Genomic DNA, 24,513 nt, shown 5'->3' on the forward strand with positions numbered 1-24,513 from the left:
GGGGGCGGGCCCCTCGGATGTGACGGCGCACGGTGGCGTGCGGCGCCCTGTCCACCGTTCGACCGTACGCCGCCGGCCGGACCGTCACCACTCGATCAACGGACGGTGCTGACGGCGCGCCGGACCAGGACACCCCCGTGGTCCTGGCCCGGCGCGCGGCCGGTGCGTTCCGTGCCGCGGTGATCACCAGGATGCGGCAGAGGCGGGCGGTGTGTCGTTGGCGGACGGTCCACAACCGGTTGGCGCTGCGTCCACATGTCCTGCCCTCCCGTCCGGGATCAGTGCCCGCTCGCGCAGTTCGCTGGGCGGGGCGCCGTAGGCGGTGCGGAACGCGCGGGTGAACTCGGCGGGCCGGGGGAAGCCCCAGCGGGCGGCGACGGCGTGGATGGGCAGGTCGCGCAGGGCCGGGTCGGTGAGGTCGCGGCGGGCCCTGGCCAGCCGCTGATCGCGGATGTGGGCGGCGATACCGATGCCCTCCTGCTGGAAGAGGCGGTACAGGTAGCTGCGGGAGATGTGGTGGATGGCGGCGATCCTGGCGGGTGTGAGGTCCGGGTCGCCGAGGTGGCGGCGGACGTATGCCTTGATGTGCAGGACGAGGGTGCGGCTGCGGGTCTCCGGCGGCACGCTCCGGTCGGCGTCCACGGCGTGCGCGAAGGCGGCCGTGACCAGGTCGGCGACGACGGTGCCGAGCCGGGGGGCGTCGGCGGGACGGTAGGGGGCGGTGTCCGCGATCAGTTGGCGGAGGAACTGTGCCAGCAGCGCGCCGGTGCCCTCCCGGCCCGAGAGGAGGCCCCCCAGGACCCGGTCGACACGGTCCCCGGGGACGCACACGAGGGCGCGCGGGATCTCGACGCCGACGATCGTGACGGGGTCGGGGCCGGTGGCCACCTCCCACGACCTGGACGAGGAGTTGGTGTGGAAGTCGTTGATCCGGTAGATCGCCTGCTGTCTGCCCCAGACGGCCGCTCCCTCGCCCTTCAGCAGGAGGGACAGGTGGTACGTCTCGGGATCGGACTGCCGGACGAGTTTCGCCGTGCGGTGGAATGTCAGGGGGTCCATGGTCGCCGGCCACACGGTCACGTCGCCCAGCCCGATCACCCGTTGGTGGCCGCGGTAGTCCGCGGTGTGGTCGGTGCTGAGCCGCATGGGGGCATGGGTGCTCCCCATGCGTTGGACCCATGCGTCGAAGCGGTCGCGGGGCGGTATGTCCATCGTCCGGAAGACCGACTCTTGCAACATTCAAGCAGTCAACCACACCGCTCTTCCCGCCTGTCGGGACGGCGGAGCGCGGGCTCAGCCCAGGTGCGCGGTGTCGACGACCGCGGAATCCCCCTCCCAGGCGGTCAGGGTGATGTAGCCGGGGTCGCCGTTGCCGTCCAGGTAGCACACGACGGACTGGGTGCCGATGGTGATCTCGCGCCGCGGTGACTCCTTGACGGCGTTCCGGCAGCCGGCGGCCGTGGGCGGTTCGGACGGGCTCCAGTCCGCGAGCTTGCCGGCGGTCGACACCAGCGAGCTCTGATGGACGTAGATGGCGTCGGTGCCGCTGTCGGCGAGCACCGGCGGGGTGTGGGTGAAGTCGTAGCCGACGGGCGCCTCGCCGTACTTCGCCTTCATCACGAAGCCGCGCACCAGGGTGGTCGAGGGGGACGGATCGCCGTCCGGCAGGGCCGCGTTGACCGCGGCGCCGCCCGCGCCGAGCACGGCGACGGCGGTGATTCCGGCGATGGCGGGGTGGGCCCAGGCCAGGCTGAGGAGGGGGCCGACAAGCGGGACGTCGAACTTCAGATGGGTGTTCTTCTGGGTGATCCTGGCGTTGTCGCCCGCCGTCACCGACTGCGAGGTGGAGTGATGGCGCGCGTCCGGCTGGGGCGGCAGGTACGTGTTGTTCTGGACGTTGTGGTCGCCGGCTTGTGCGCCGCGCGTGCGATCGAAGGTCATCGCCGACTGCCTTCTGTGGCCGTGAGAGTGGGGTGCGGGGGTGTCAACGGAACATGTTGTGCTGGGTGTTGTGATCTCCGGTCTGCACCCCCTGCGCTCCCCGCAGGTCGACCTCACGGACCAGGCGGACGGCCTGGGGCGCGGTCTCCGGTGCGGCCTCGGGTAGGGCCTCGGTGATGTCGTCGGCCTGTGCGGGTGGTGTGTGCGTCTCCGGCCGGGTGGGATCCACCGGGTGCCTCCTGACTGTGCGTGACAGGAGGAGCACGCTAGCGACGCGGGAGGCGGCGATCCGCCGTTGTCGGAAACCGACTCCAAGAGATCGCTTGCCGATCGGTCGGGACAGATACAGGTGGCCCACAGGAACCCGCAGTCATATTACCGAACCGTAACCTGCCAGATGCTACCCGGGGTAACTCACCGGTAGGTACGGTCCTGACAGTTCGTCTAAGAACGGTACGGGGCAACGGTCGGGACGGCCGACGCGCCGTGCCGAGCGGTCCGCACCCCACCGGACCGCAGATCCACCCGAGCCGCAGACGAAGGCTCGGGCCTCCCCTTCTCCCCCGGAGGTCCGTCATGCCCACCCCCACCCGCCTGCTCGCCGCGACCATGACCGCGGCCGCCTGTCTGGCCGCGACCGCCGTCCCGGCCGTCGCGGCACCCGACACGGACGCCGTGGTCTCGCGCGGCGTCACCATCCCGACGTTCTACAACCCGCCCGCCGCCCTCCCGGCGGCAGACGGCGCCCTGGTGCGCAGCGAACCCCTCCCGCTGGCACTGAGCCTGCCGGGCCTCGACGGCCCGCTCCCCGGTACCGCGACCCGGCTGATGTACAAGTCCACGGACTCGGCGGGGCAGCCCGCCGCGGTGACCGGCGCCTACATCGAACCGACCGCGGCCTGGACCGGCGGCGGGGCGCGTCCGCTGATCGCGGTGGCGCCGGGCACCATGGGCCAGGGCGACCAGTGCGCCGCCTCCCTCGGTCTCGAGCGCCCGCTGCTGGTCAACGGGCAGACCCTGTCGGTCGGTTACGAGGACCTGGCGATCTACCGCATGCTGGCCCGGGGTATCGCGGTCGTGGTAACGGACTACGCCGGGCTGGGCGCCACGGACCGGCTGCACACCTACGTCAACCGGGTCGACGAGGCCCATGCCGTCCTGGACGCCGTCCGCGCCGCCCGCTCCCTGGGCGGTACGTCGCTCACGGCCGCCTCCCGGGTCGGACTGTTCGGCTACAGCCAGGGCGGCGGGGCCACGGCGGCCGCCGCCGAACTCCAGCCCTCCTACGCGCCCGACGTCACCCTGGCCGGGACCTACAGCGGGGCCCCGCCCGCGGACCTGGCCGCCGTCACCGAGGCCATCGACGGCAGCGACCTGGCGGGGGCGCTCGGCTGGTCGGTCAACGGCTTCATGCAGTCCGACCCCGAGCTGAAGCCGATCGCGGAGGCGCACCTGAACGCGGCCGGCAAGGCGGCCCTGCAAGACCTGTCGACCATGTGCGTGGGCGACGCCCTGCTGGCCTACAACTCGGCCCGCAGCACCGCCTGGACCACCGACGGACGGTCCATCAGCGACATCGTCCAGGCCGAACCGGCGCTCAAGGCGTTCCTGGCGGACCAGCGCATCGGCACGCTGGAGCCGGCCTCCCCGGTGCGCCTCGCCACGGGCACCGCCGACGACCTGGTACCGCACGCCCAGGCCCGGGCCCTCGCCGTCGCCTGGTGCGCGAAGGGAGCCGACGTCAGTTACAGGCCCGTGGTGCTGCCGAGCGTCGGCCGGGCGCTGCTCAACCACTTCGCTCCGCTCCTCACCGACCAGGGCGACGCGATCGCCTGGCTGGCCGACCGCCTCACCGGCCGCCCGGCGACGTCCAACTGCCCGGCGCTGCCTCTGCTGCCCTGAGCCGCCCGGCCGCCCGGCTCGCCCCGCGCACCCGGGATTCCGGTCGTCATTCCGGTCGTCCCAGGTCCGACAGGCCGAGCCGGGCGACGACCCGTTTGCCGACCGGCTCCGGGACGACGTCGAACGCGGACGCCACCGCACGCACGATCTCCAGACCGTGCTGGCCCACCCGGGTCGGATCGGGGGCGCGGGGCACCGGCAGCACCGGATGCGTGTCCCACACCGCGATCTCGACCGCGTCACCGGTGATGCGCAGCTGCAGGAGCACCGGGCCGGGCGCGTACCGGAGTGCGTTGGTGACCAGCTCGCTCACCACGAGCTGGGAGAGGTCCATGGTCCTGGCCGACACCGGCAGTCCCGGCCGGTGCCGGACACGCGTGAGGAAGTCGCCCGTCAGATGCCGCGCGCGGGCGATGCAACCGTCCTTGCCGTCCAGGGCCACTGTCGTCTCGAGCGGGATCCCACCACCGCCGGTGGGATCCTCGCCGGGCGGAACAGGTTCCATCCGGACCGCCTTCGCTGCCCCGTTCATATGGGCGCGGCTACCCCCGAACCCGACCTCTACGCCCCCGATGTGCTCAGGCGTACCGGAGCCACCGGGGGCGGGGGCGGCGGCTCAGCCGATGTGGTAGCTGTCGCCGTAGACCTTCCAGTCCAGCGGCGGGTCGAGGTCGAGGTTTCCCTTGCGCAGGAAGACCCGCTGGGCGGTGTCGACCCGGCTGGTGTCGCTGTGCGCCTCCTCCTGCTTCATGGCCCAGACGCGCGCGTCGAGGAAGGCGTTGAGGTACGTCGTCTCGTTGCCGCCCTGGGCCGGCGGCTGGGCCGTGCGCAGCGCCCGCTTGCGGATGTTGCGGAAGCTGGTGGGGTCGGTGCCGTCGCCGTGCATGACGATCGCGTCGTAGTAGATGAACTGGCCCAGGGTGCGCAGTCCGTCGGTCTTGCCCTGCTTGACCGCCGGATCGAAGTAGACACGGTCGCGCTCGTCGTTCTGCGCCTGCTGGAACGCCGTGTCCTGGGCGGCCTTGCGCCAGTCCTTGGGGTAGTCCGGGTCGAGTCCGGTGTGCGAGTCGCTGCCGTCGACCGAGCGCAGCGCCGGGAGGTACTTGGCGAGGACGTTGCCGGGCTTGCGGTCGGTGTAGAGCTCCACGAGATCGAGCATGTCGCCGGTGCCGGAGCAGAAGCCGATGATGCCGGCGGTGTAGCCGCGGCCGTCTCCGATGTCCTCGATGTACTTGTACTGGGCCTTCCAGTCGAGCGAGGAGTTCTCCGCGCTCGACACCAGTTTCATGGCGATCTCCTTCTTCGCCGGGTCGTCGAGGCCGGCCGCCGCGAGGGGCGTGCAGGCCGCGGCGGCCTGCTGGGAGGCCAGCAGGGGGGCGGCCGCGAGCGCGCCGGTGACGGCGAGGAAGGTACGGCGGGACGTGTGCACCACAGTGGCTCCAGAGGGGAGTGGGGGGTGGAATGTGACCGTGTGCAACTGACAGGAAAGTTTCCTATCAGGATGTTCCCGACGGCGTAACCCCTTCACGGCGATGTTCGTACGATCGAACAAAGGTGAATTCCAAACCCGCTTTCTATCCGAGAGTGCACGGCCTTTTGCCCGCCCGTGCACGGCGTCATTCACACCTCTCCCGGGAATTCTGGCGCGATCGCACCGCGTGTTCTCTCTCACCGTTGACCGACTGCGCGCACGGGGCTGTACTCGTTTCCGTTTCCGCACCGTTTTCCGCACCAGTTCCGTCGCAATGGAGGTATTCCATGAAGATGTTCGGGTCCCTGAAGAAGAAGCTCGTCGGGGAGAAGAGCCTCAAGGCCTACGCCTGGTACCTCTGGTACTGAGCCGCCGGTGAGTGATTGACGCAGGGCGGGCGCCGGGTGCGTCCCGGCGCCCGCCCTTTTCCTTTCCGTCGGTCCGATCGGGAGATTCCATGCCACCGACCCCCTCTCTCACACAGCCCCGTCGCCTGGATTTCGCCCCGCGGATCGGCGCATTGCTGGACGGCCATCTCGGCGATGCCGTTTTCCGGCTCGATTCCGAAACCGTGGGGGTCGCATCGGCCGAACTCATCGAAATGATCATGGCGAGTCGGCCGGCGAACGACTCGGAACGGCCGACCTTCAAGCCGCTGCTGGGGCGCGCGATTCCCCGGACCGAGGCGTCGGCCGTGATGCGGGCCGTCGGTCAGGACGTCCGCGCCGCCCTCGCGGAACCCGTGGACCTCACCACCGACCTCTCCGGCAGCTGGCCGCACGTGGCCCACAACCATCTGCGGGACACCGTCTTCGGCCGCGACCCGTACCGGCTGAAGGCACTGGTCGACCGGCGCCTCGAGTGGACGCCCAAGCTGACCTGGACGGTGATCGCGGCGGGCGCCGCCCTCCCGGTGCGCGGCGGGACACCGGCGCGGATGTCCGGGCTCGGTGCCCGCGTCGGCGAGGCCCCCACCTACGGTGAACGGCGGCACGCGATGGGGATGTACCGGCGAGCCGCCGCGCCGGTCTGCTTCACGGTGGCCGCGCTGGTCGCGAACGCGCTCTGGCTCGGGGCGCCCTTCGACCCCGGCATCCCGAACCGCCACATCCTCCACGAGTCACTGCGACTGCTGCCGGTCTCCTGGAACCTGCTGCGCGTGGCCTCCCCCGAGTTCGGCCGGCTCGACGCACGCATCGGCGCCGCGGACGACGTCCTGATGCTGCCGCTGCTGTCCCACCGCGACCCCGCCCTGTGGGACGACCCGGAGGTGTTCCGCCCCGAGCGGTGGGAGGACCTCGACCCCGACACGGCCCCCGGCTACCTCCCCTTCGGCCACTCGGGCGAGCGCTGCTGGGGCAGGCACATGGTCGTCCCACTGGCGGAACGCCTGCTGGACATCGCCCGCCACAACCGCCTCGCGCCCGACCCGCGGCAGACGACGGCGAGGGTTCCGCTGGCCGGGCTGATGAGCGTGGTGGACGTGCGGATGATCCGCACCTGATGCCTCAGGGCGTGGCGTGCCCTCCCGCCTGACGCCTCGGGGGCAGGTCCCCGCACGTGAGGCGTCAGGGCGCGCCGGGGGTGTCGCCCTGCCAGTCGAAGCGGCGGGGGTCGGCTGCGCGCCGGACGTAGAGGGCCCGGCCGCCGGGGCCGTAGCGGCCTATCTCCGTCGTCAGCGCCACCTCGCGCGGCGCGTCGTCGGACCGGTCGGTCACGTCGAGCAGCAGCCCGTCCAGCGGGCCGCCCACCAGCTGGGCGTACCTACGGTCCGGGCGGGGGGCCGCGTCCTCGTGGTCGGCGCCGTAGACCCTGCCTCGCAAGAACTCCGTCTCGTCCATGACCAGCAGGTTCGCATCCACCACTGACAACGGGCCCCGACGGCCGGAACCGGCCCTGCCGCAGACGGTCTTCGGCCAAGTCGACGGCGCGTGGGGGCGCACGGAGGCATGTGCCGAATCTGCCCGCTGTCGACGGGTATCCCTTAGCGCACATCGAGGTAGACGGGCTGGGGGGCCGAACCTGATGGCAGTCGGACGGGAGCACACATCGCAGGACGGGTCGGCGCGGGCCCGCCGCCGTCGAACCGTGCGCGAGCTGCGCGCGGCGGGCCGCGACGGCCCCCGGCTGCGGGAGGTGCTGCCCGCTCTCGCGCTGCTGGTCCTGGTGGGGTGCTCGGCCGCCGTGGGACTCGTGTACTTCTCCCGAGTCTTCGGCGGCTGGGCCGCTGTCGCCGTTCTCGGAGCGCTCGCCGCCGTCGTCGCGGTGGCGCTGCGCAGGTCCCGTCCGTTCGCCCGTCGGCGCGGCGGCTACTACACGGCCGAGGAGCTGGCGGAGCTGGACATGCCGGCGCTGGTGGTGGCGGTGGCCCGTATCCTGCGCCGGGACGGCTGGCGGGTGCTGCCGCCGCCCCGGCACGACACCCTGCATCTCGCCGCCCGGGACTCCCGGGGCCGGCTGCTCGACGTGGCGTTCCGCCCGGTGGCCGAGCCGCTGCCCGACGAGGAGACGGCCTGCTCCTGCCGGGCCCGGACCCGCAGGCGGGGCGGACCGGCCCTGCGTCTGGTCGTGCACCGGGGCACCTTCACGCACCGCGACGAGGCCTGGGCGGCCCGCCAGGGCCACACCTACCTGATCGACGGTCCCCGGCTGCGATTATGGGCGCGCGGGACACCCCTGACCCAGCTCGCGGGATCCGACGCCGCACTCCCGCCCGCCCCGCCCCGCACCTGACGCGCACCGCCGCCCGGACCCCTGCGGGCCCGGGCGGCGGTGTACCGCGGTGCAATCACTCGGATCAGGGCGTCAGCTGCCAGCCGGCGATGTAGCCCACGTCGATCGACGCGTGGTCCTGGACGCGCAGTTTCCAGGTTCCGTTGACGGGCTGGGCGGAGGCGTTGACCGTGAAGGTCTGGTCGACGTTGTCGGCGGAGGAGCCGCTGCGGTTGAGCAGGGAGTAGACGGTGCCGTCGGGGCCGACGAGGTCGACGGTCAGGTCACCGCGGTAGGTGTGGACGATGTTGACGTAGACCGCGGTGGTGGCGGAGGCGTTGCCGTCGCGGCCGGTGATGGTGACCGGTGACTCCACCGCGGCGCCGTTGTCGGGGATGTCCACACGGGTGGCGCTGGCGTAGATGTACGCGATCCGCCAGGTGAAGGTGTCCGTGACGGACGCGCCCGTGCTGTCGGTGACCTTGACGGTGACGTCGCTGCTGCCGAGGGTGGTCGGCGTCCCGGAGATCAGACCGCTCGGGCTGATGCTGAGGCCGTCGGGCAGTCCGGTCGCCTCGTAGGTCAGGCCGGCCCCGGTGTTGGTGGTGTACGCGTCCACCTGGAGGCCGACCGCCTGGCCGATGCCGCTGGTCTGGTCGGCGAGCGGGGCGACGTTGACGCCGAGGGCTATCCGGCTGCCGACGTTGATGCCGGCCCAGGCGTCGGCCACGGCGAGGTAGGTCGGGCTGTAGGCGCCGAAGAGGTCGGCCGCGGCCGACAGGGTGGCGGTGCGGGCGCCGGCGTAGTTCGTCGACGAGGTCATGTACGTCGTCAGCGCGCGGTACCAGATCGCGGCCGCGTTCTCGATGCCGATGCCGGTGACGGCCTGGCCGTCGGCGGTCGGGCTGTCGTAGGAGACACCGTTGACCGTCTTGGCGCCGCTGCCCTCGGAGAGCAGGTAGAAGAAGTGGTTCGCGGGGCCCGAGGAGTAGTGGACGTCGATGTTGCCCAGGGTGGAGCTCCAGCTGTCGCGGGAGGCGCCGTCCTTGGAGGGCTTGTCCATGTAGCGAAGCGGGGTGCCGTTGCCGTTGATGTCGATCTTCTCGCCGACGAGGTAGTCGCCGGGGTCGGCCGGGAGGTTCTCGTAGAACTCGACGGCGGCGGCGAAGATGTCGGAGGTCGCCTCGTTGAGGCCGCCGGACTCGCCGGAGTAGGTGAGGCCGGCGGTGGCGGCGGTGACGCCGTGGCTCATCTCGTGGGCGGCCACGTCGAGGGCGGTCAGCGGGTGGGTGTTGCCGGAGCCGTCGCCGTAGGTCATGCAGAAGCAGCTGTCCTGCCAGAAGGCGTTGACGTAGCTGCTGCCGTAGTGGGCGCGGCTGTACGCGGCGACCCCGTCGTTGCGGATGCCGTTGCGGCCGTACACGTTCTTGTAGTAGTCCCAGGTGGCCGCGGCGCCGAAGGCCACGTCGACACCGGCGGTCTGGCGGTTGGACGAGGTGCCGTCGCCCCAGACATCGTTGTCGTCCGTGAAGAGGGTGCCGGTGCCCGACGTGCCCTGGTTCAGGTCGTACGTCTTGTGCCCGGCGCGCTCGCCGTCGGTGAGCTGGTACGTCGATCCCGACTGGGTCGTGCCGAGCGGGACCGTGCCGCTGTACTGGCCGGTGCCGGTGCCGGTCTCCACCTTCTGGGCGGCGAGGATCTGCTTGCCGGTGGTCGCGTCGGTGACGACCTGGAGCTCGCTGGGCGTGCCGTCCTGCTGGACACCCTTGACGACGGTCTCCCAGGCCAGGACGGGCCTGCCCGTGCCGGCCCACACGACGAGCCGGGGCGCGCCCGCCGTCTCGGAGCCCTTGACCTCGGCCTTCTTCGCGGCCGTGAGGGCCTTGCCGGAAGCGTTCGAAGCGGAGAGCTTCGGGGTGAGGGAGGGCACCTTCAGCGTGGCCTGGCTGGCCTTCGTGACCGTGCTGCCGCCGCTCTTGTCGTGCACGACCAGGTCGCCGCCGAGGACGGGCAGTCCGGCGTAGGTGCGCTCGTAGCGGGTGTGCGTGGTGCCGTCGGCGTCCTGGATGACGTCCTTGACCAGGAGTTTCTCCTGGCTGCCGAGGCCGAGCCGCTGGGCCGTCGTACCGGCCGCGGTCTGCGCGCTCTTGATCAGCGCGGTGCGGCGGGCCGGGGACAGGGCGGCCGGCTCGGCGCCCGCGCGGGGGGTGGCGGAGATCCTGGCGGGGCCGGGGTCGGCGGGGGCCGCGGTGCCGGTACCGCTCTGGATCCCGAAGGTCAGCAGGGTGGCGGTGGCGGTGAGGGCAACGGCTGCGGCACGTCTGCGCCGGGGGGTGGGGAGGTGTCGCCGGGGCAAGGGGTTCTCCTTCGGTGCGACGGTCGGCCCGTGATGCGGGCCGAGGTGGGGGGCGGACCGACGCGGGGTGGGCCGGTCCGGAGCGCTGCACGGCATACGGGTGGGAAGGAGGTGGGGGGTGGGACGGGGTACGCCTCGCGTGGCGTATGTAAAGGAAAGGTGAACGTCCGGAGCAGCGTGGCACCGCGTCCACAGGTTTGTCATGGGAGCGTCAAAACAACGGCCAAAAATGACCAGCCCCGACTGGGGATTCGGCACCTCGGCGCAGGTTTTCGGCCGCTGGTCGGCGGGGCACGGAGGGCCGCCACCCGGCGCTCATCTGTTCGAGTGGTCCTGGCCCGCACATCGTCGTAGCGTCTAAGGCGCACCTCCCCGGGGCTCCCTGGGGCGAAGCACACGAACGGCCCCGGCACGGACGGGCGGGAGCGGACATGCGACACATCACGAAGACAGCGGTGATGATCTGCGCGGCGCTGGGACTCACCGCGGCGGTCGGTACCGCCTCCGCGGCGCCCGGCGCCCCGCCCTCCACCGCACGGAAGGCTCCTGCGCCCGTTCTGGTGGACTGCTTCTGGCACCCGAAGGTGCGACCGAACAACTTCGTGCTGGCCTGCGGCGACGGCAACAGCCGTCTCGTCTCCCTGCACTGGGCCCGCTGGGGTGCGAAGTCGGCCCGGGCCACCGGGGTCAACGTCGTCAACGACTGCGTACCGTACTGCGCGGCCGGCCGCTTCCACCGGTACGCCGTGGTCGTCAAGCTGGACCGGCCCGAAGCGTGGAAGAAGCACCCGCGGGTCCAGCACTACAGCCGGATGACCCTCACCTACCCCGGGGCCCGGCCGGCCCACTTCCCGCGCGTGGTGACCTACCCGCTCTGGAACTGAGACCCCGGGTCACTCCATGAGGCCCGCGGCCAGCGTGGCGCCCAGTTCCCAGCAGGCCTCGGTGTCCGCCCCGCCCGGTTCGCCGATGACCGTGACCGGGTCGGCCGCGCGCCGCCAGCCCAGCCCGGTGGTGATCGTCTCCATGCCGCGTACGGCACCGGTGACGTCGTTGCCGCCGTGCACGTAGTAGCCGAAGGGGCGGCCGCGGGTGGTGTCGAGGCAGGGGTAGTACACCTGGTCGAAGAAGTGCTTGAGGGCTCCGGACAGATAGCCGAGGTTGGCCGGGGTGCCGAGCAGGTAGGCGTCGGCGGCGAGCACGTCGGAGGCGGTGGCGGCGAGGGCCGCCCGCCGTACGACACGCACGCCCTCGATCTCCGGGGCGCAGGCGCCGGAGACGACCGCCTCGAAGAGCGTCTGGCAGTTGGGCGACGGGGTGTGATGGACGATCAGCAAGGTGGCCACACCACCGAACCCTGCCGGGTCGCCCGGGCCGGCCGCAAGCGACGGCGCCGCCCGCGAGGGGGCAGGCGCGGATTGCGGTGTGCTGCACGTTCAACTCTCGTACCGGCACGCTCAAAAAGCCGCATACGTCTTCGCGTTCCGAACGCACTTGGGCCAGTCCCGGACCATGCCGCGTCCTCGGCGTGCCCGCTCCGTACGTTCGGGGCATCAGCGGGGCCGGAGGAGCCCGGGCCCGTGCAACCGGCAGGAGGAGCCCGATGGCGAACGTGGAGATCTCGCTCAAGGAGATGATGACCGCGGTGGAGGGCGCGATGGGTGCCGCCGTGGTGGACTACACGAGCGGGATGGCCCTGGGCACGATGGGCGGCGGCAAGGACCTCGACCTGGCGGTCGCCGCCGCGGGCAACACCGATGTGATCCGGGCCAAGGTCCGCACCATGGAGCACCTGGGCCTCAAGGGCGAGATCGAGGACATCCTGATCACGCTGGGCAGCCAGTACCACCTGATCCGGCTCGTCCAGGGCCGGACGGGCAGCGGGCTGTTCATCTACCTCGTCCTGGACCGCGGCCGTTCCAACCTGGCGATGGCACGCCACCAGTTGAAGCGGATCGAGAACGAACTCGAGGTGTAGCCACCCGGACCGTCCCGGGATTCGTACGCCCTCGAGTTGCAGATTTCTTCATCTCGAGACATCGAGACATCCAGATCAACGCATCACACGGGTGTACGGAGTCCGCAGCCAGGAGGATCGGGACGCAGGACCTCGCGCGCGGCGGCTGACGCCAGGCGGGCCGCCGCGCCACCGGGAACCATCCAGCGAACGCGGCAGGAGCGAGCGATCACCATGCAGGTCCCCCTCTACCAGGCCAAGGCCGAGTTCTTCCGCATGCTCGGGCACCCGGTGCGCATCCGAGTCCTCGAACTGCTACAGGGCGGCCCCGTCCCCGTGCGGGACCTGCTCACCGAGATCGAGATCGAGCCCTCCAGCCTGTCCCAGCAGCTCGCCGTGCTGCGCCGGTCCGGGATCGTGGTGTCGATCCGGGAAGGCTCGACCGTCAGCTACGCCCTGGCCGGCGGCGACGTCGCCGAGCTGCTGCGGGCGGCCCGTCGCATCCTCACCGAACTCCTCGCGGGACAGAACGAGTTGCTGGCCGAGCTGCGTCAGGCCGACCCTCCGCTGCCGGTACCGCAGGGCAGCACCCGGCGGGCCTGACGGGCAGCGGGCGGCCGTCCTCGGGTTCGCTTCAGACAGGCCCTGAAGCCTCGGGCGTCTGCACGGACACCGGCCTCGTACCCCCGAAGCCGAGCGCAGCCGCCCGCCGTCAACGGTCGGGCGGACATCGCGGTGGGACACGAAGACCTCCGCGTGGTGCGGTCCCAGTGCCCCGGCAGGCAACGTTCGTGATCAATACACCTGGACGCAAACGACGACCGGACGAGCGTCCGTCCCGAACGGCAGCGCGACAGTCGAACGAAACCGACCGAAACGCCAGGGTTCGCCACCCCTTCCGTCATGTAGAAATATCTACCAGCATGCCTCTGCCGAGGTCGGCAGAGGCGACCTGCGGCTCTTTCCCGGCGTCGCGTCGACTCGCGCCGCCGGGCCCTGGGGACAGCAATCGGAGCCGGACGATGAGCGATGCGATGTGGGAACGCGGCGTGGAGTGGCTTTCCGCCGCCGCGACCGACCCGCGGGTCTGCAAGCGGGAGTGGGACCAGGGACAGGGCATCTCCCTGCTGGAGGCCGGCCGCTACTGGGACGTGCTCAGCGTCCCGGACCGGCTGGGCCTGCTCACGCTCGACCTGCTGTGGCAGCCCGCACTGCCCGTGCCGGGACCGACGCTGGTGGACACCGCCGCCCACCGGGTGGGCTTCTTCCTGCCCCCCGATCCCGGCAGCCGGTGGATCGGGGCCGGGCTGCGGCACGCCCGCCGGGGATCCTGGGTCGCGGTGCCACCGCCGTACCGGCCCGCCCGGTTCCTGGAGTGGCTGGTGCCCCCGGACGGTACGGGCTCGCTGCACGCGCCCGTGACGCTGGAGCTGGCACTGCGTCAGGCCAACGGCACGCTGACGGTACTGGCACCGCAGGGCGCCGGATAACGCGCTCAACTCCGCGGCCGCGCATGGCATTTCCGACAGTCCACGCAGAAGCGAACAGATACCGGGCACTTTCGAAGCGAAGTCTCGCTCAACCGTGCGGGATCGATCGATGACGGTGTGTACTGTGCTGCACGTACCCCACGCGACGACGCCCGACCCCCCTGGAACCCGAACCGATGATCGAATTACCGGACCTGTTGGCCGGTGGCCTGACCGCCGGCACACTGTCCGCGCTCGCCCTGGGCGGTGGGCTGCTGCGCTCCCGTCGGCGGCAGCGGCGGCAACTGGCCGAACTCGCCACGCTGCGGACCCAGCTCGACGGGACCGTGCGGGCGTTCACCGCGGAGATCGACCATCTGGCCGCGCAGCGCGTGCCCGCGGCCGCACGGCAGGTCGCCCATCCCCATCTCGACGTTCCAGGGCCGCTCCAGCCGTTGACGGTCGGCACACCCCTCGGGATCTCCCTGGAGAACGTGCTGCTCGCGCTCCAGTCCGAGGTGGTCGCCCAGCGCACCCGGGTCGACTCCGCCGCGCAGGCCGGAATGCGCGGCGCCACCCGGGAGATCCAGGCGGCCCTGTACCGCCTCCAGGACGCCCTGCGCGGTCTGCAACAGCAGTACGACGACCCGGAGCTGGCTCAGACCCTGTTCCGGCTCGACCACGAGAACGAGCAGTCGCTGCGCCGCGCGCAGGTCGCCGCGGTGGTGTGCGGGGCGTGGGTGGGGCTCGCGCGCGAGGAGTCGCACGTGGTCGACGCGGTCACCGGCGGTCAGGCCCGGCTCGCGGGCTACCAGCGGGTCCAGGTCCACAACCATCTGGAGCCCGGCACCGCGCTGGTCTCGCACGCCGTCGAGCCCGTCGCCATCATCGTCGCCGAACTGCTCGACAACGCGCTGCGGCACTCCTCCCCGGACACCGACGTCGTGGTCGGTCTTGAGCACGTCCACCACGGTGTGTGCGTCACCATCGACGACGCCGGCCTCGGCATGACCCGCGACGAACGCGACCGCGCCCAGGGGCTGGTGGCCGGCGACGCGCCGATCCTGCTCACCGAGCTGGGCGATCCGCCCCGCATGGGGCTGGCCGCGATCGGCCGCCTCACCCGCCAGTTCGACCTGGGCGTCGACGTGTCCTCGACCTCCCCGTACGGCGGGGTGCGCGCGGTACTGCGGGTCGACAGCCATCTGCTCAGCCGGCTCGACCCCGAGCAGCGGCCCCCGGCGCCCAGCGCGCCCCGCACGACCCGCAAGGCGGCCCCCGAGCGGTCCGGGTCCACGCACGCGTACGGCACCGAGACCCCGCTTCCCCGGGCCGCCGGGCACGAGTCCCCGACGGACACCGACGGCCTCCCGCAGCGGCGCCGCCGTAGTCGGGCGGCCGCGGCCGGAGGGCCCGCCCCGGCCCGTCCGGCCCCCCGCCCGGAGCAGGCCGCGGCCGCGCTCGGCGCGCTGCAGAGCGGCACCGAGGCCGCCCGGTCCGGGCCGGCCGGTCCCGCCGGCTCCGCACCGCACACCCAGGCGACCACCGCACGGAACGACACGGCAGCCGCGCCGAACGACGACGCGGCGGACCGCACATCCGCCCGAGCGGCTGCCGCGGCGGCCGAGGACACCGACCAGACCGACCACGTAGAAGGGGGAGCGGCCAGATGACCAGCCGCGACACGGGCATCGCCGCATGGGTGCTGGAGCCGATCCTGCAGGTGCCGCACGTGGTGGCCGCCGTCATGCTGACCCGCGACGGACTCGTGACGGGGTACACCGACGCGCTGTCGCAGCCGTCGGCCGAGCGGGTGGCCGCCATCACCAGCACCGTGCAGGGCGCGTGCCGTACGGCCGCCGCCGCGTTCGCGGACCGGGACGGCGCCGAGGTGCGGCAGATCGTCATCGAGTCGGACCTCGGGTACGTGCTGATCGTGCCGACGGACCACGGCACCTGCGTCGCCGCCTACGGCGACGGCGAGGTGCGGCTCGACATGCTGGCGCACCGGGTGCACTCGCAGGTGGCGCGGCTGGGCGAGAAGGCCATGGCGGCGGCGCCCCGAGCGGCCGACGACAACGCGTCGGCATGACCGCCAGGCCGGCCGGACGTCCCCTGGTCCCCGCGTATCTGTCGACGGGAGGGGTGGCCCGGCCCAGCCGCCCCCACCTGGAACGGCTGACGGTGCTCGCGCTGAGCGGCGAGCCGCTGCCCGAGGGACCGCTCGAGGACCTGCCCGCCGCCGGACTCTGCCTGCTGGAAGCCCTGGAGAGCGGATCGCTCGCGCTGGTGGAGGCGGCGGCGCTGCTTCGGCTGCCGGTGTCCGCGGTACGGGTGCTGGCGGCCGACCTCGCCGACCGGAAGCTGGTCCACGCCCGTCCGCCGATCCCGCCCGCCGGGCGGTTCGACCCCGATCTGCTGAAGAGAGTGGCCGATGGCCTCCGCGCCCTCAAGCTCGACTAGCGCCGCCCGTACCCCGCATCGCGTCCATCGTCCCGACACCGCCCGCGAGCTGGTGAAGATCCTCGTCACCGGCCCGTTCGGGGTGGGCAAGACGACCCTGATCGACTCGGTGTCGGAGATCCGGCCGCTGCACACCGAGGAGCACCTGAGCGAGGCGTCCGTGGACGTGGACGATCTGGCGGGGGTGCGGGAGAAGACGACGACCACCGTCGCCGTCGACTTCGGCCGGATCAGCCTGCCCGGCGACGTGGTGCTGTACCTGTTCGGCACGCCCGGGCAGGAGCGGTTCCGGAGCCTGTGGGACGACATCGCCCACGGGGCACTCGGCGCGCTCGTCCTGGTGGACAGCCGCCGGATCGACGCGTCGTTCGACGTGCTGGGGCTGGTGGAGGAGAGCGGGCTGCCGTACGCGGTCGCCCTGAACGTCTTTCCGGACGCGCCCCGGCGGCACGGCGAGGAGCCGCTGCGCCGGGCCCTGGACCTGGAGCCGGCCACCCCGATGGTGACCTGCGACGCGCGGGATCCGCGCTCCTCGGTCGACGCGCTGCTGGCGCTGGTCGACCATCTGATCGCCCGCGACACCGTGGAGGCCCGGTGACCACCCATCCCCCGGACCGGCTCGACTTCTCGCACTCGGCGCCGGTGCGGCTGTGGGAGGACGGCTTCGCGGCGGACCCGCACCGCTACTACGGTGCCCTGCGCGCCCAGGGCCCCGTCGGCTGGGCGGAGCTGGCGCCGGGGGTGCCGGCGTACCTCGTCACCGACCGGCGGGCCGCGCTGGACGTGCTGCACGACGACGAGACCTTCTCGCACGACCCGCGGGCCTGGGAGGAGACCGTTCCCGCCGACTCGCCGGTGCTCGGCATGATGCGCTGGCGGCCCAACGCGCTGTTCGCCGACGGCGCCGCGCACGTCCGCTACCGCTCCACCCTGATCGACGTGTTCGGTCTGGTGGAGCCGCACGATCTGCGTGCCCGGGTGCACCGGGCGGTGCGGCTGCTGGTCGGCCGGATCGGGCCGCGGGGCGAGGCCGACCTGGTCGGGGACTTCGCCGAGCCGCTGATGGCGCTGGTGTTCAACGACCTGTTCGGGCTGCCGGACAGCCAGAGCGACCGGCTGCACTCGAGCATCGGCAAGATGCTGGACGGCGGCGCCCAGGCGTCCGAGGGCGAGGCGGAGTACGCCCGGTACGTGCTCGACCTGATCGCCGCCAGGACCGAACGGCGCGGCGACGACCTGCCGAGCCGGCTCCTCGACCATCCGGCCGGGCTGACCCCCGAGGAAGTCACCTGGCAGGTGTTCCTCACCCTCGGCGCCGGCTACGGTCCGACCGCGAACCTGCTGTCCAACACGTTGTCGAGGATCCTGGGCAACCCGCTCTACTACTCCACGCTCACCAGCGGCGCCCGCCCCGTCATGGACGCGGTGGTGGAGGTGCTGCACCACGAGACGCCGCTCGCGAACTACGGCATCTACTACGTGCGCAGGCCGGTCGCCTTCCACGGGGTGTGGCTGCGGGAGGCGGTCCCGGTGGTGGTGTCGTACGGGGCTCTCGGGCTGTTCGCCGAGCGGGAGGTGACCGACGGCCGGCATCCGAACGACGCCTCGCATCTGTCCTGGGGCGCCGGCCCGCACGCCTGTCCGGTGAAGCAGCACACGCTGCTGATCGTCACCGAGGCGATCGAGCGGCTCACCCAGTGGCTGCCCGACCTCGACCCGGTCCTGCCCCGTGAGCGGCTCGCCTGGCGGCCGGGTCCGTTCAACCGCTCGTTGACCGCACTGCCCGTCCGTTTCAGCCCCCGCGGCGCCGACCGTCCAGGAGAACCGCAATGACCGTGACCGACCGCATCGTCCTCGACCCGTTCGGGTCCGACGTGCACGCCGAGAGTGCCCGGCTGCGCGCGCTCGGCCCGATCGTGCCCGTCGAGCTGCCCGGCGGTATCCCGGCCTGGGCGCCCACCGGACACGACACCCTCAAGGAGCTGATCCTCGACCCGCGGGTCAGCAAGGACCCGCGCAAGCACTGGCGGCTGTGGCCGGAGCTCGGCGAACACCCGTCCTGGGGCTGGGTGCTGGGCTGGATCGGTGTGGTCAACATGCTCTCCGCGTACGGCGCCGACCACGCCCGGCTGCGCAGGCTGGTGGCGCCGAGCTTCACGAACCGGCGCACCGAGGCGCTGCGCACCCGGGTGGAGGCGATCACCGCCGAACTGCTGGACGCGCTGGAGAAGAGCGAGGGCCCGGTCGACCTGAGGGAGTCCTTCGCCCTGCCGCTGCCGATGCAGATCGTCTGCGAGCTGTTCGGGGTGCCGGACGAGATGCGGGAGGCCAACGTGCGCCTCGTCGCGGCGATCATGGACACCACCGATCCGACGCCGGAGCACGCGGCGCGGGTGCAGGAGCAGATCGGCACGGTGCTGGGCGGTCTCATCGCGTACAAGCGCGAGCACCCCGGCGACGACATGACGACCGAGCTGATCCGGGTGCGCGCCGAGGAGGGCGACCGGCTCAGCGACGAGGAGCTGCTGTACACGCTGCTGCTGGTCATCGGGGCGGGTTTCGAGACGACGGTCAACCTCATCGGGAACGCGGCGGTGGCGCTGCTGCGCGACCCGGGCCAGCTCGCTGCGGTGCGCGGCGGGGAGATCGGCTGGGAGGCGGTCGTGGAGGAGACGCTGCGGCTGTATCCCTCGATCGCCACGCTGCCGCTGCGGTTCGCCGTCGAGGACCTGACGGTCGGTGACGTGACGATCCCGGCCGGGGACGCCATCGTCACGACGTACGCGGCGGCGGGGGTGGACCCGGAGCGCTACGGGGCGGACGCGGAGGTCTTCGACGCGGCGCGGCAGGCGGACGACCATCTGGCCTTCGGGATCGGTGTGCACCGGTGCATCGGCGCTCCGCTGGCCCGGATGGAGGCGCTGACCGCGCTGCCCGCGCTGTTCGACAGGTTCCCCGGTCTGCGGCTGGACCCGGACGCCGGGGAGCTGCGGCAGATGCCGTCGTTCATCGCGGTGGGCTGGCGGGAGATACCGGTCCTGCTGCGGGGATGACGGCGTACGCGGGGGTGCGACCAGTCCCCCGTTCCGGTCGCGCCCCCGCGGCTCCTCGAACCTACGTGCCTGGTGACCGCGTTGTGAATCGTGCCGGTGCCCGTTCCCGGGCGCCGGGGACTCACCTGTGCACAGGTGAGTCCGGATGGCCCGATTCCGGCCCCGGCCGGTGGTCTTGGTGCAGGTCGGGCTGGTCGAGCTCGCGGGTCGCGAGGTGTGCGAGGACGACTTCGTAGAGGTCGCTGCCGGCGGCGAGGAGCTGGCGTTCCAGGACGGGTTCGGCGCTGCGGACGTGCTCGCGGACGGTCTGCGCGTGCACGCCCAGCAGTTGGGCGGCGCGTTCGGCGTTGCCGCCGGCGGCGATCCAGGCGCGCAGCGTGCGCCGCAGGTCTCGGGCGTCGCTGTCCAGGCGGGCCAGCATGTCCCGCGCCCAGGTGTGCAGGGCGGGGCCGGTGAGCAGGTCGCCGAGCCTGGCGGGGGCCACCGGGTCGTGGCGGTGGTCCTCGGCGATGCCGACCTGGGTGTTGAGGGCCAGGTGGACGGTGGCGCGGACGGTGAGGTCGGAGAAGTCGGTGCCGAGCAGGTTCTCCACGCGTTCCATGCGGGCGCGGACGGTGTTGCGGCTGACGCCGAGGACCTTGGCGGCGTTGACGGCGGTGAACTCCAGGCCGAGGCGGGTGGTGGCGAGGAGTTCGGCGCGGGTGTGGTGCGGGAGGGTGTCGAGTGGGCCCAGCAGCCGGGTCGTCCAGGAGCGCAGGACCTCGGGGTCCATCAGGCGTTCGGGGTGGGTGCGTTCGGCGTAGACGGCCGTCTTGTCGGGGCGGAAGTGGGCGACGGCGAGGGCGCTGACGGCCTGTCCGTAGGCGGTGGCGGTACGGGCGAGGCTCTGCCGGGAGCTGCCGCCGAGGAAGGCGTGCGGGTGGCGGTCGCACAGGGCGCGCAGGCCGTCGGCGGCCGTGTCGCCGGGGATGACGACGATGACGTGGCCGTCCATGGCGGGGCAGCGGACGACGAGGGCCTCGTCGTGGGTGGCCGCCACGCAGTCCGCGGCGAGCCGGTCGCGGTCCTCGGGACTGCTCTCGACGACGTAGACGCAGGCGGTCTCGGTGTCGAGCAGGCCGGGCCAGAGGCCGGCGGCGACGCGCCGGGCGGACACGATGTCCTCGACCATGAGCAGTTGCAGGATGGCCAGGCGCAGGTCGGAGGTGGCGCGGGCGAGGCGGTCCGAGGTGGCCACGGTCCGCTGGGCGCGCAGCAGCAGTTCCAGCACGGTCGCGGTGTGCGTGAGGATGTCGGCGGCGCGCCGGTCGAAGGGGGCGGTGCGGCTCACGGCGAGCACGCCTGCCGAGCTCGGCCCCGGCAGTTCGACCCGGACGAGGCGCAGGTGGCGGCCGTCGCCCTCCCAGGCGGCGGAGGCGAGGCGCCCGCAGACGAGGTCGGCTGCCAGGTCCTCGTCCAGCGGCATCGGCTCTCCGGCGAGCGTGGTGCCGCGGGCGTCGCGCAGGCACACGGTCGCGTCGACTCTGGCGGCCAGCCAGCCGACGACCCTGCGGAGGCCGGACGCGGTGGGGCGCAGGTGTTCGAGGAGCTCCTGCGCCCAGATCGTCTCGGTGCCGTCCGTGGCTCCGGTGTGACGGTTGCCGTCGTCCTGGCCGGCCATCTCGGCGCACTCCTCGTCCCTCGCGGCCCGCACGGGCCGAACCAGTCATATCGGTCAGGGACGTTACCTCACACGGGCCGCCGGTCCCGAATAGGTATCCCGGCGCCCGTATGCCGAAACGGGCCGCTTGCGGGACCGGCGGCCCGAACAGCCCGGACGTACGATGTGACCGTGGCCCGTCTGCGCGCCTCCCAGAAGGAGATGACCCGTCGGCTGCTGCTGTCGACGGCGCTGGAGCTGTTCGAGACGCACGGCTACGCGGGGACGACGGTCGACGACATCGCCAGGGCCGCGGGCACCACCCGGGTCACGTTCTACGCGTACTTCCCCTCGCGTACGGCTCTGGTGAAGGCGCTCTTCGGTGAGCTCGAGGAGCTGGCGGCAGGGCACACCGACGCCCTGGTCGGCGTGGTACGCGACGGCGGGCGGAACGGGATCGGCGCCTGGCTGCGTGCCGCGGCGGACCGCTGGCCCCGGATCCGGCCGTACGTCCTGGCCGCGCACGACGCGGCGGCCGTGGACCCGGAGGTGCGCGAGCTCGTGGAGGGCCGGTTCGACGGGCTGGTCGCGGACGTCCAGGCGGCGCTCGACCGGGCCGGCCGGTTCGATCCGGCCTCCCGGCGCATGCGCGCCTTCCTGGCGCTCACCCAGCTCGACCAGCTGGCCCGGCACTGGATGCGGCACGGCTGGCAGAGCGCGCCGGAGACGGCGCTGGGACTGCTCACGGACAGCTGGGTGCAGCTGCTGGGCCGCCCCACGGCATAAGCTCGGCCAATGGCCAAGTACTACGACGTGCACCCCGAGAACCCCCAGCCGCGCACCATCGCTCAGGTCGCGCAGGCCATCCGGGCCGACGCGCTCATCGCCTACCCGACGGACTCCTGCTACGCGCTCGGCTGCCGGCTGGGCAGCAAGGACGGCATCGACCGGATCAGGGCCATCCGCAAGCTGGACGACCGGCACCATTTCACCCTGGTGTGCCAGGACTTCGCGCAGCTCGGCCAGTTCGTGCGGGTGGACAACGACGTGTTCCGCGCGATCAAGGCGTCGACGCCCGGCAGTTACACCTTCATCCTCCCGGCGACGAGGGAGGTGCCGCGCATGCTCCAGCACCCGAAGAAGAAGACGGTGGGCGTGCGCATCCCCGACCATGTCGTCACCCAGGCCCTGCTCGCCGAGCTCGGCGAACCCCTGCTGTCCAGCACGCTGTTGCTGCCCGGCGAGGAGGAACCGATGACCCAGGGCTGGGAGATCAAGGACCAGCTCGACCACGTGGTGGACGGGGTGCTCGACTCCGGGGACTGCGGCACCGAGCCGACGACGGTGATCGACTTCTCCGGGGGCGAGGCGGAGATCGTGCGGTACGGGGCGGGAGACACCTCCCGGTTCGAGTAGGTCCCCCGGTGCGGGGGCCTCGCGGGCGGTTCGGTGGCGCATGCAACGATGAGCCATGACCTCCGTACATGGAACCACCGTGGACATCCCCACCGAGGACGGCGTCGCCGACGCCTATCTGGCCCACTCCGCGGACGGGTCGCCCCGGCCGGGCGTACTGCTGTACCAGGACGCCTTCGGACTGCGCCCGCATCTGAAGGCGATGGCGGACCGTCTCGCCGGGGCGGGGTACACCGTGCTGGTGCCGAACGTGTTCTACCGGCACGGGCGCGCGCCGGTCGTGGAGATGCCCGAGTTCATCGACCCGGCCGCGCGCCCGGAGCTCTTCGGCAGTCTGATGCCGCTCCTGCAGTCGCTGACGAACGACCTGACCGAGCGGGACGCCGGTGCGTATCTGCGCTGGCTGGAGGAGAGCCCGCTGGTCGCGGACGGCCCGGTCGCGCTCACCGGGTACTGCATGGGCGCCCGGCTCTCCCTGCTGACCGCCGGCACCCACCCGGAGCGGGTCGCGGCGGCGGCCGGCTTCCATGGCGCACGGCTGGCCACCGACACGCCGGACAGCCCGCACCTGGTGGCCGGGCGGGTGACCGCCGAGCTGTACTTCGGGCACGCCGACAACGACGCCTCCCTGCCGCCCGAGCAGATCGAGCTGCTGGAGGACACGCTCACCGCGGCCGGAGTGCGCCACACCTGCGAGGTCTACGAGGGCGCCCCGCACGGCTTCACCCAGGCCGACACGGCCGCGTACGACGAGGCGGCCGCGGAGCGGCACTGGGCGGCGCTGCTCGACCTGCTGAAGCGGGCCTTCTGATCTAGGGGGGCGCCGCCACAGGCGCCCCCCTTCCCTCCAGCCCGTTGACATGGGCACACCCCGGTGCGAAGTTGAGAGCGCTCTCAGGAAAGGTATGGACCAACCCCCACAGGTCTGCCCGCACGGAGGTGGAGAGTGCTCGCAAGGATCACCACGACACTGCTCTCGGCGATCGCCCTCACCGGCGCGCTGCTCACCCTCGGCCCACCGGCCGAAGCCGCCGTCCCCGACACGATCCCGCTGACGATCACCAACAACTCGGGCCGTGGCGACGCCCTCTACGTCTACGACCTCGGCACCCTCCTGACGACGGGGCAGCAGGGGTGGGCGGACGCGAACGGATCCTTCCACGCGTGGCCCGCCGGAGGCACCCCGCCCACCCCGGCACCGGACGCCTCGATCCCCGGCCCGGCCGCCGGCCGGTCGACGACCATCCGGATCCCCAGGTTCTCCGGCCGGATCTACTTCTCCTACGGCCAGAAGCTGGTGTTCAAGCTGACGACCGGCGGTCTGGTGCAGCCCGCCGTGCAGAACCCGAGCGACCCCAACCACGACATCCTCTTCAACTGGTCGGAGTACACCCTGAACGACTCCGGGCTGTGGCTGAACAGCACCCAGGTCGACATGTTCTCCGCGCCGTACGCGGTCGGCGTGCAGCGCGCCGACGGCACCACGGTCAGCACCGGCCATCTCAAGGAGGGCGGCTACAACGGGGTCTTCACCGCCCTGCGCGGCCAGTCCGGCGGCTGGGCGAACCTGATCCAGACCCGCTCCGACGGCACCGTGCTGCGGGCGCTCTCCCCGCTGTACGGGGTGGAGACCGGGGCCCTTCCGGCGAACGTGATGGACGACTACGTCAACCACGTCTGGCAGAAGTACGCGACGGCCACGCTGACCGTGGCGCCGTTCGCCGACCAGCCGGGAACCAGGTACTACGGCCGGGTCTCGGGCGACGTCCTGAACTTCACGGACGCCTCCGGCGCGGTGGTCACCGGTTTCCAGAAGCCCGACGCGTCCAGTGTCTTCGGCTGCCACAAGCTCCTCGACGCGCCGAACGACGCCGTGCGCGGGCCGATCTCCCGCACTCTGTGCGCGGGCTTCAACCGCTCGACACTGCTGGTCGACCCAGACCAGCCGGACACCACGACGGCGGACTTCTACCAGGACGCGGTCACCAACCACTACGCCCGCGCGATCCACGCGCAGACGGCCGACGGGAAGGCGTACGCGTTCGCCTTCGACGACGTCGGTCAGCAGGAGTCGCTCGTCCAGGACGGCTCCCCGCGCGAGGCGTATCTGACGCTGGATCCGCTCGGCTGAACG

General features: G+C 72.1%; 27 protein-coding genes. 18 read left to right on the top strand and 9 right to left on the bottom strand.

The features are described from left to right. Positions 1–183 precede the first annotated feature (183 nt). From ABT057_RS29940 to ABT057_RS29950, 3 genes are read right to left on the bottom strand one after another with little or no spacing between them, the layout of a single operon-like run. The gene (locus ABT057_RS29940; protein ID WP_352346733.1) at positions 184–1,239 is read right to left on the bottom strand and encodes an AraC family transcriptional regulator; all 1,056 of its coding nucleotides are present in this window, start codon (positions 1,237–1,239) and stop codon (positions 184–186) included. A gap of 54 nt (positions 1,240–1,293) precedes the next feature. Then, the gene (locus ABT057_RS29945; RefSeq protein ID WP_352346734.1) at positions 1,294–1,941 is read right to left on the bottom strand and encodes a hypothetical protein; all 648 of its coding nucleotides are present in this window, start codon (positions 1,939–1,941) and stop codon (positions 1,294–1,296) included. Positions 1,942–1,984: 43 nt separating this feature from the next. Beyond that, positions 1,985–2,170 (bottom strand): hypothetical protein, encoded by a 186-nt coding sequence (locus ABT057_RS29950; RefSeq protein ID WP_352346735.1) that lies wholly within the window; start codon positions 2,168–2,170, stop codon positions 1,985–1,987. Between the two features lie 347 nt (positions 2,171–2,517). Here ABT057_RS29950 and ABT057_RS29955 point away from each other — a divergent pair, with 347 nt between their 5' ends. Next, positions 2,518–3,843, top strand: coding sequence for an alpha/beta fold hydrolase (locus tag ABT057_RS29955; protein ID WP_352346736.1), 1,326 nt, complete (start codon positions 2,518–2,520; stop codon positions 3,841–3,843). Positions 3,844–3,889: 46 nt separating this feature from the next. Here the strand turns inward: ABT057_RS29955 and ABT057_RS29960 are convergent, their stop codons facing one another. Then, on the bottom strand, positions 3,890–4,348 hold the full coding sequence (locus tag ABT057_RS29960) for an ATP-binding protein (protein WP_352346737.1): 459 nt from the start codon (positions 4,346–4,348) through the stop codon (positions 3,890–3,892). 111 nt (positions 4,349–4,459) lie between these two features. Beyond that, entirely contained in the window at positions 4,460–5,275 is an 816-nt protein-coding gene (locus ABT057_RS29965) for a chitosanase (RefSeq protein WP_352346738.1), read from the bottom strand. Between the two features lie 332 nt (positions 5,276–5,607). Between ABT057_RS29965 and ABT057_RS29970 the strand changes: the two genes are divergently transcribed. Together ABT057_RS29970 and ABT057_RS29975 are read left to right on the top strand one after the other, a co-directional pair. Beyond that, positions 5,608–5,682 (top strand): tryptorubin family RiPP precursor, encoded by a 75-nt coding sequence (locus tag ABT057_RS29970; protein ID WP_352346799.1) that lies wholly within the window; start codon positions 5,608–5,610, stop codon positions 5,680–5,682. An 89-nt stretch (positions 5,683–5,771) separates the two neighbouring features. Continuing rightward, positions 5,772–6,818 carry a cytochrome P450 gene (locus tag ABT057_RS29975; RefSeq protein WP_352346739.1) on the top strand — a complete coding sequence of 349 codons (1,047 nt, stop codon included), beginning with the start codon at positions 5,772–5,774 and terminating at the stop codon, positions 6,816–6,818. A gap of 64 nt (positions 6,819–6,882) precedes the next feature. On the opposite strand, the gene ABT057_RS29980 is transcribed toward ABT057_RS29975, so the two are convergent. Next, positions 6,883–7,155 (bottom strand): hypothetical protein, encoded by a 273-nt coding sequence (locus ABT057_RS29980; RefSeq protein ID WP_352346740.1) that lies wholly within the window; start codon positions 7,153–7,155, stop codon positions 6,883–6,885. Between the two features lie 247 nt (positions 7,156–7,402). Here ABT057_RS29980 and ABT057_RS29985 point away from each other — a divergent pair, with 247 nt between their 5' ends. Next, positions 7,403–8,047, top strand: coding sequence for a hypothetical protein (locus tag ABT057_RS29985; RefSeq protein WP_352346741.1), 645 nt, complete (start codon positions 7,403–7,405; stop codon positions 8,045–8,047). 64 nt (positions 8,048–8,111) lie between these two features. Here the strand turns inward: ABT057_RS29985 and ABT057_RS29990 are convergent, their stop codons facing one another. Further along, on the bottom strand, positions 8,112–10,382 hold the full coding sequence (locus tag ABT057_RS29990) for a M4 family metallopeptidase (protein ID WP_352346742.1): 2,271 nt from the start codon (positions 10,380–10,382) through the stop codon (positions 8,112–8,114). 431 nt (positions 10,383–10,813) lie between these two features. On the opposite strand from ABT057_RS29990, the gene ABT057_RS29995 reads away from it, so the two are divergent. Then, positions 10,814–11,266, top strand: a complete 453-nt coding sequence (locus tag ABT057_RS29995) for a hypothetical protein (RefSeq protein WP_352346743.1) — start codon at positions 10,814–10,816, stop codon at positions 11,264–11,266. 9 nt (positions 11,267–11,275) lie between these two features. Here ABT057_RS29995 and ABT057_RS30000 read toward each other — a convergent pair whose 3' ends face one another. Next, a complete protein-coding gene (locus tag ABT057_RS30000) occupies positions 11,276–11,728 on the bottom strand; it encodes a flavodoxin family protein (RefSeq protein WP_352346744.1) in 453 nt (150 codons plus the stop codon). 257 nt (positions 11,729–11,985) lie between these two features. On the opposite strand from ABT057_RS30000, the gene ABT057_RS30005 reads away from it, so the two are divergent. The 9 genes from ABT057_RS30005 (at position 11,986) to ABT057_RS30045 (ending at position 19,324) form a co-directional block, all read left to right on the top strand. Further along, positions 11,986–12,360, top strand: a complete 375-nt coding sequence (locus ABT057_RS30005) for a hypothetical protein (RefSeq protein ID WP_352346745.1) — start codon at positions 11,986–11,988, stop codon at positions 12,358–12,360. Positions 12,361–12,573: 213 nt separating this feature from the next. Further along, positions 12,574–12,942, top strand: a complete 369-nt coding sequence (locus ABT057_RS30010; protein WP_352346746.1) for an ArsR/SmtB family transcription factor — start codon at positions 12,574–12,576, stop codon at positions 12,940–12,942. A 419-nt stretch (positions 12,943–13,361) separates the two neighbouring features. Next, positions 13,362–13,829, top strand: coding sequence for a hypothetical protein (locus tag ABT057_RS30015; protein ID WP_352346747.1), 468 nt, complete (start codon positions 13,362–13,364; stop codon positions 13,827–13,829). A 176-nt stretch (positions 13,830–14,005) separates the two neighbouring features. Beyond that, entirely contained in the window at positions 14,006–15,481 is a 1,476-nt protein-coding gene (locus ABT057_RS30020; RefSeq protein ID WP_352346748.1) for an ATP-binding protein, read from the top strand. Further along, complete coding sequence (locus tag ABT057_RS30025) at positions 15,478–15,900, top strand: roadblock/LC7 domain-containing protein (protein WP_352346749.1); 423 nt, start codon at positions 15,478–15,480, stop codon at positions 15,898–15,900. Before ABT057_RS30020 ends, ABT057_RS30025 begins: the two co-directional genes overlap by 4 nt. Then, on the top strand, positions 15,897–16,271 hold the full coding sequence (locus tag ABT057_RS30030) for a DUF742 domain-containing protein (RefSeq protein ID WP_352346750.1): 375 nt from the start codon (positions 15,897–15,899) through the stop codon (positions 16,269–16,271). The genes ABT057_RS30025 and ABT057_RS30030 overlap by 4 nt, the downstream gene beginning before the upstream one ends. Beyond that, complete coding sequence (locus tag ABT057_RS30035) at positions 16,243–16,869, top strand: GTP-binding protein (RefSeq protein ID WP_352346751.1); 627 nt, start codon at positions 16,243–16,245, stop codon at positions 16,867–16,869. Before ABT057_RS30030 ends, ABT057_RS30035 begins: the two co-directional genes overlap by 29 nt. Then, positions 16,866–18,104 carry a cytochrome P450 family protein gene (locus tag ABT057_RS30040; RefSeq protein WP_352346752.1) on the top strand — a complete coding sequence of 413 codons (1,239 nt, stop codon included), beginning with the start codon at positions 16,866–16,868 and terminating at the stop codon, positions 18,102–18,104. The genes ABT057_RS30035 and ABT057_RS30040 overlap by 4 nt, the downstream gene beginning before the upstream one ends. Continuing rightward, the gene (locus tag ABT057_RS30045) at positions 18,101–19,324 is read left to right on the top strand and encodes a cytochrome P450 family protein (protein ID WP_352346753.1); all 1,224 of its coding nucleotides are present in this window, start codon (positions 18,101–18,103) and stop codon (positions 19,322–19,324) included. The genes ABT057_RS30040 and ABT057_RS30045 overlap by 4 nt, the downstream gene beginning before the upstream one ends. 121 nt (positions 19,325–19,445) lie before the next feature. Here ABT057_RS30045 and ABT057_RS30050 read toward each other — a convergent pair whose 3' ends face one another. Then, positions 19,446–20,984 (bottom strand): helix-turn-helix domain-containing protein, encoded by a 1,539-nt coding sequence (locus ABT057_RS30050; protein WP_352346754.1) that lies wholly within the window; start codon positions 20,982–20,984, stop codon positions 19,446–19,448. A 171-nt stretch (positions 20,985–21,155) separates the two neighbouring features. Between ABT057_RS30050 and ABT057_RS30055 the strand changes: the two genes are divergently transcribed. The 4 genes from ABT057_RS30055 to ABT057_RS30070 all read left to right on the top strand — a co-directional run bounded on the left by ABT057_RS30055 (position 21,156) and on the right by ABT057_RS30070 (position 24,510). Beyond that, on the top strand, positions 21,156–21,749 hold the full coding sequence (locus tag ABT057_RS30055) for a TetR/AcrR family transcriptional regulator (RefSeq protein WP_352346755.1): 594 nt from the start codon (positions 21,156–21,158) through the stop codon (positions 21,747–21,749). A gap of 9 nt (positions 21,750–21,758) precedes the next feature. Continuing rightward, positions 21,759–22,379 carry an L-threonylcarbamoyladenylate synthase gene (locus ABT057_RS30060; protein WP_352346756.1) on the top strand — a complete coding sequence of 207 codons (621 nt, stop codon included), beginning with the start codon at positions 21,759–21,761 and terminating at the stop codon, positions 22,377–22,379. 55 nt (positions 22,380–22,434) lie between these two features. Beyond that, positions 22,435–23,190 carry a dienelactone hydrolase family protein gene (locus ABT057_RS30065; protein ID WP_352346757.1) on the top strand — a complete coding sequence of 252 codons (756 nt, stop codon included), beginning with the start codon at positions 22,435–22,437 and terminating at the stop codon, positions 23,188–23,190. Between the two features lie 135 nt (positions 23,191–23,325). Next, entirely contained in the window at positions 23,326–24,510 is a 1,185-nt protein-coding gene (locus ABT057_RS30070) for a glycoside hydrolase family 64 protein (protein WP_352346758.1), read from the top strand. The last annotated feature ends 3 nt before the right edge of the window (positions 24,511–24,513 follow it).

The organism is Streptomyces sp. NPDC002588 (assembly GCF_040295925.1).
Taxonomy (GTDB): domain Bacteria; phylum Actinomycetota; class Actinomycetes; order Streptomycetales; family Streptomycetaceae; genus Streptomyces.

Bases quoted from the DNA above. Each gene is read 5' to 3' on its own strand.
- ABT057_RS30065 (WP_352346757.1), top strand. From the start codon at position 22,435: ATGACCTCCGTACATGGAACCACCGTGGACATCCCCACCGAGGACGGC.
- ABT057_RS30005 (WP_352346745.1), top strand. From the start codon at position 11,986: ATGGCGAACGTGGAGATCTCGCTCAAGGAGATGATGACCGCGGTGGAG.
- ABT057_RS30020 (WP_352346748.1), top strand. From the start codon at position 14,006: ATGATCGAATTACCGGACCTGTTGGCCGGTGGCCTGACCGCCGGCACA.
- ABT057_RS30025 (WP_352346749.1), top strand. From the start codon at position 15,478: ATGACCAGCCGCGACACGGGCATCGCCGCATGGGTGCTGGAGCCGATC.
- ABT057_RS29945 (WP_352346734.1), bottom strand. From the start codon at position 1,941: ATGACCTTCGATCGCACGCGCGGCGCACAAGCCGGCGACCACAACGTC.
- ABT057_RS30045 (WP_352346753.1), top strand. From the start codon at position 18,101: ATGACCGTGACCGACCGCATCGTCCTCGACCCGTTCGGGTCCGACGTG.
- ABT057_RS29995 (WP_352346743.1), top strand. From the start codon at position 10,814: ATGCGACACATCACGAAGACAGCGGTGATGATCTGCGCGGCGCTGGGA.
- ABT057_RS30060 (WP_352346756.1), top strand. From the start codon at position 21,759: ATGGCCAAGTACTACGACGTGCACCCCGAGAACCCCCAGCCGCGCACC.
- ABT057_RS29975 (WP_352346739.1), top strand. From the start codon at position 5,772: ATGCCACCGACCCCCTCTCTCACACAGCCCCGTCGCCTGGATTTCGCC.
- ABT057_RS30030 (WP_352346750.1), top strand. From the start codon at position 15,897: ATGACCGCCAGGCCGGCCGGACGTCCCCTGGTCCCCGCGTATCTGTCG.
- ABT057_RS29960 (WP_352346737.1), bottom strand. From the start codon at position 4,348: ATGGAACCTGTTCCGCCCGGCGAGGATCCCACCGGCGGTGGTGGGATC.
- ABT057_RS30050 (WP_352346754.1), bottom strand. From the start codon at position 20,984: ATGGCCGGCCAGGACGACGGCAACCGTCACACCGGAGCCACGGACGGC.
- ABT057_RS29940 (WP_352346733.1), bottom strand. From the start codon at position 1,239: ATGTTGCAAGAGTCGGTCTTCCGGACGATGGACATACCGCCCCGCGAC.
- ABT057_RS30035 (WP_352346751.1), top strand. From the start codon at position 16,243: ATGGCCTCCGCGCCCTCAAGCTCGACTAGCGCCGCCCGTACCCCGCAT.
- ABT057_RS29980 (WP_352346740.1), bottom strand. From the start codon at position 7,155: ATGGACGAGACGGAGTTCTTGCGAGGCAGGGTCTACGGCGCCGACCAC.
- ABT057_RS29955 (WP_352346736.1), top strand. From the start codon at position 2,518: ATGCCCACCCCCACCCGCCTGCTCGCCGCGACCATGACCGCGGCCGCC.
- ABT057_RS30010 (WP_352346746.1), top strand. From the start codon at position 12,574: ATGCAGGTCCCCCTCTACCAGGCCAAGGCCGAGTTCTTCCGCATGCTC.
- ABT057_RS30015 (WP_352346747.1), top strand. From the start codon at position 13,362: ATGAGCGATGCGATGTGGGAACGCGGCGTGGAGTGGCTTTCCGCCGCC.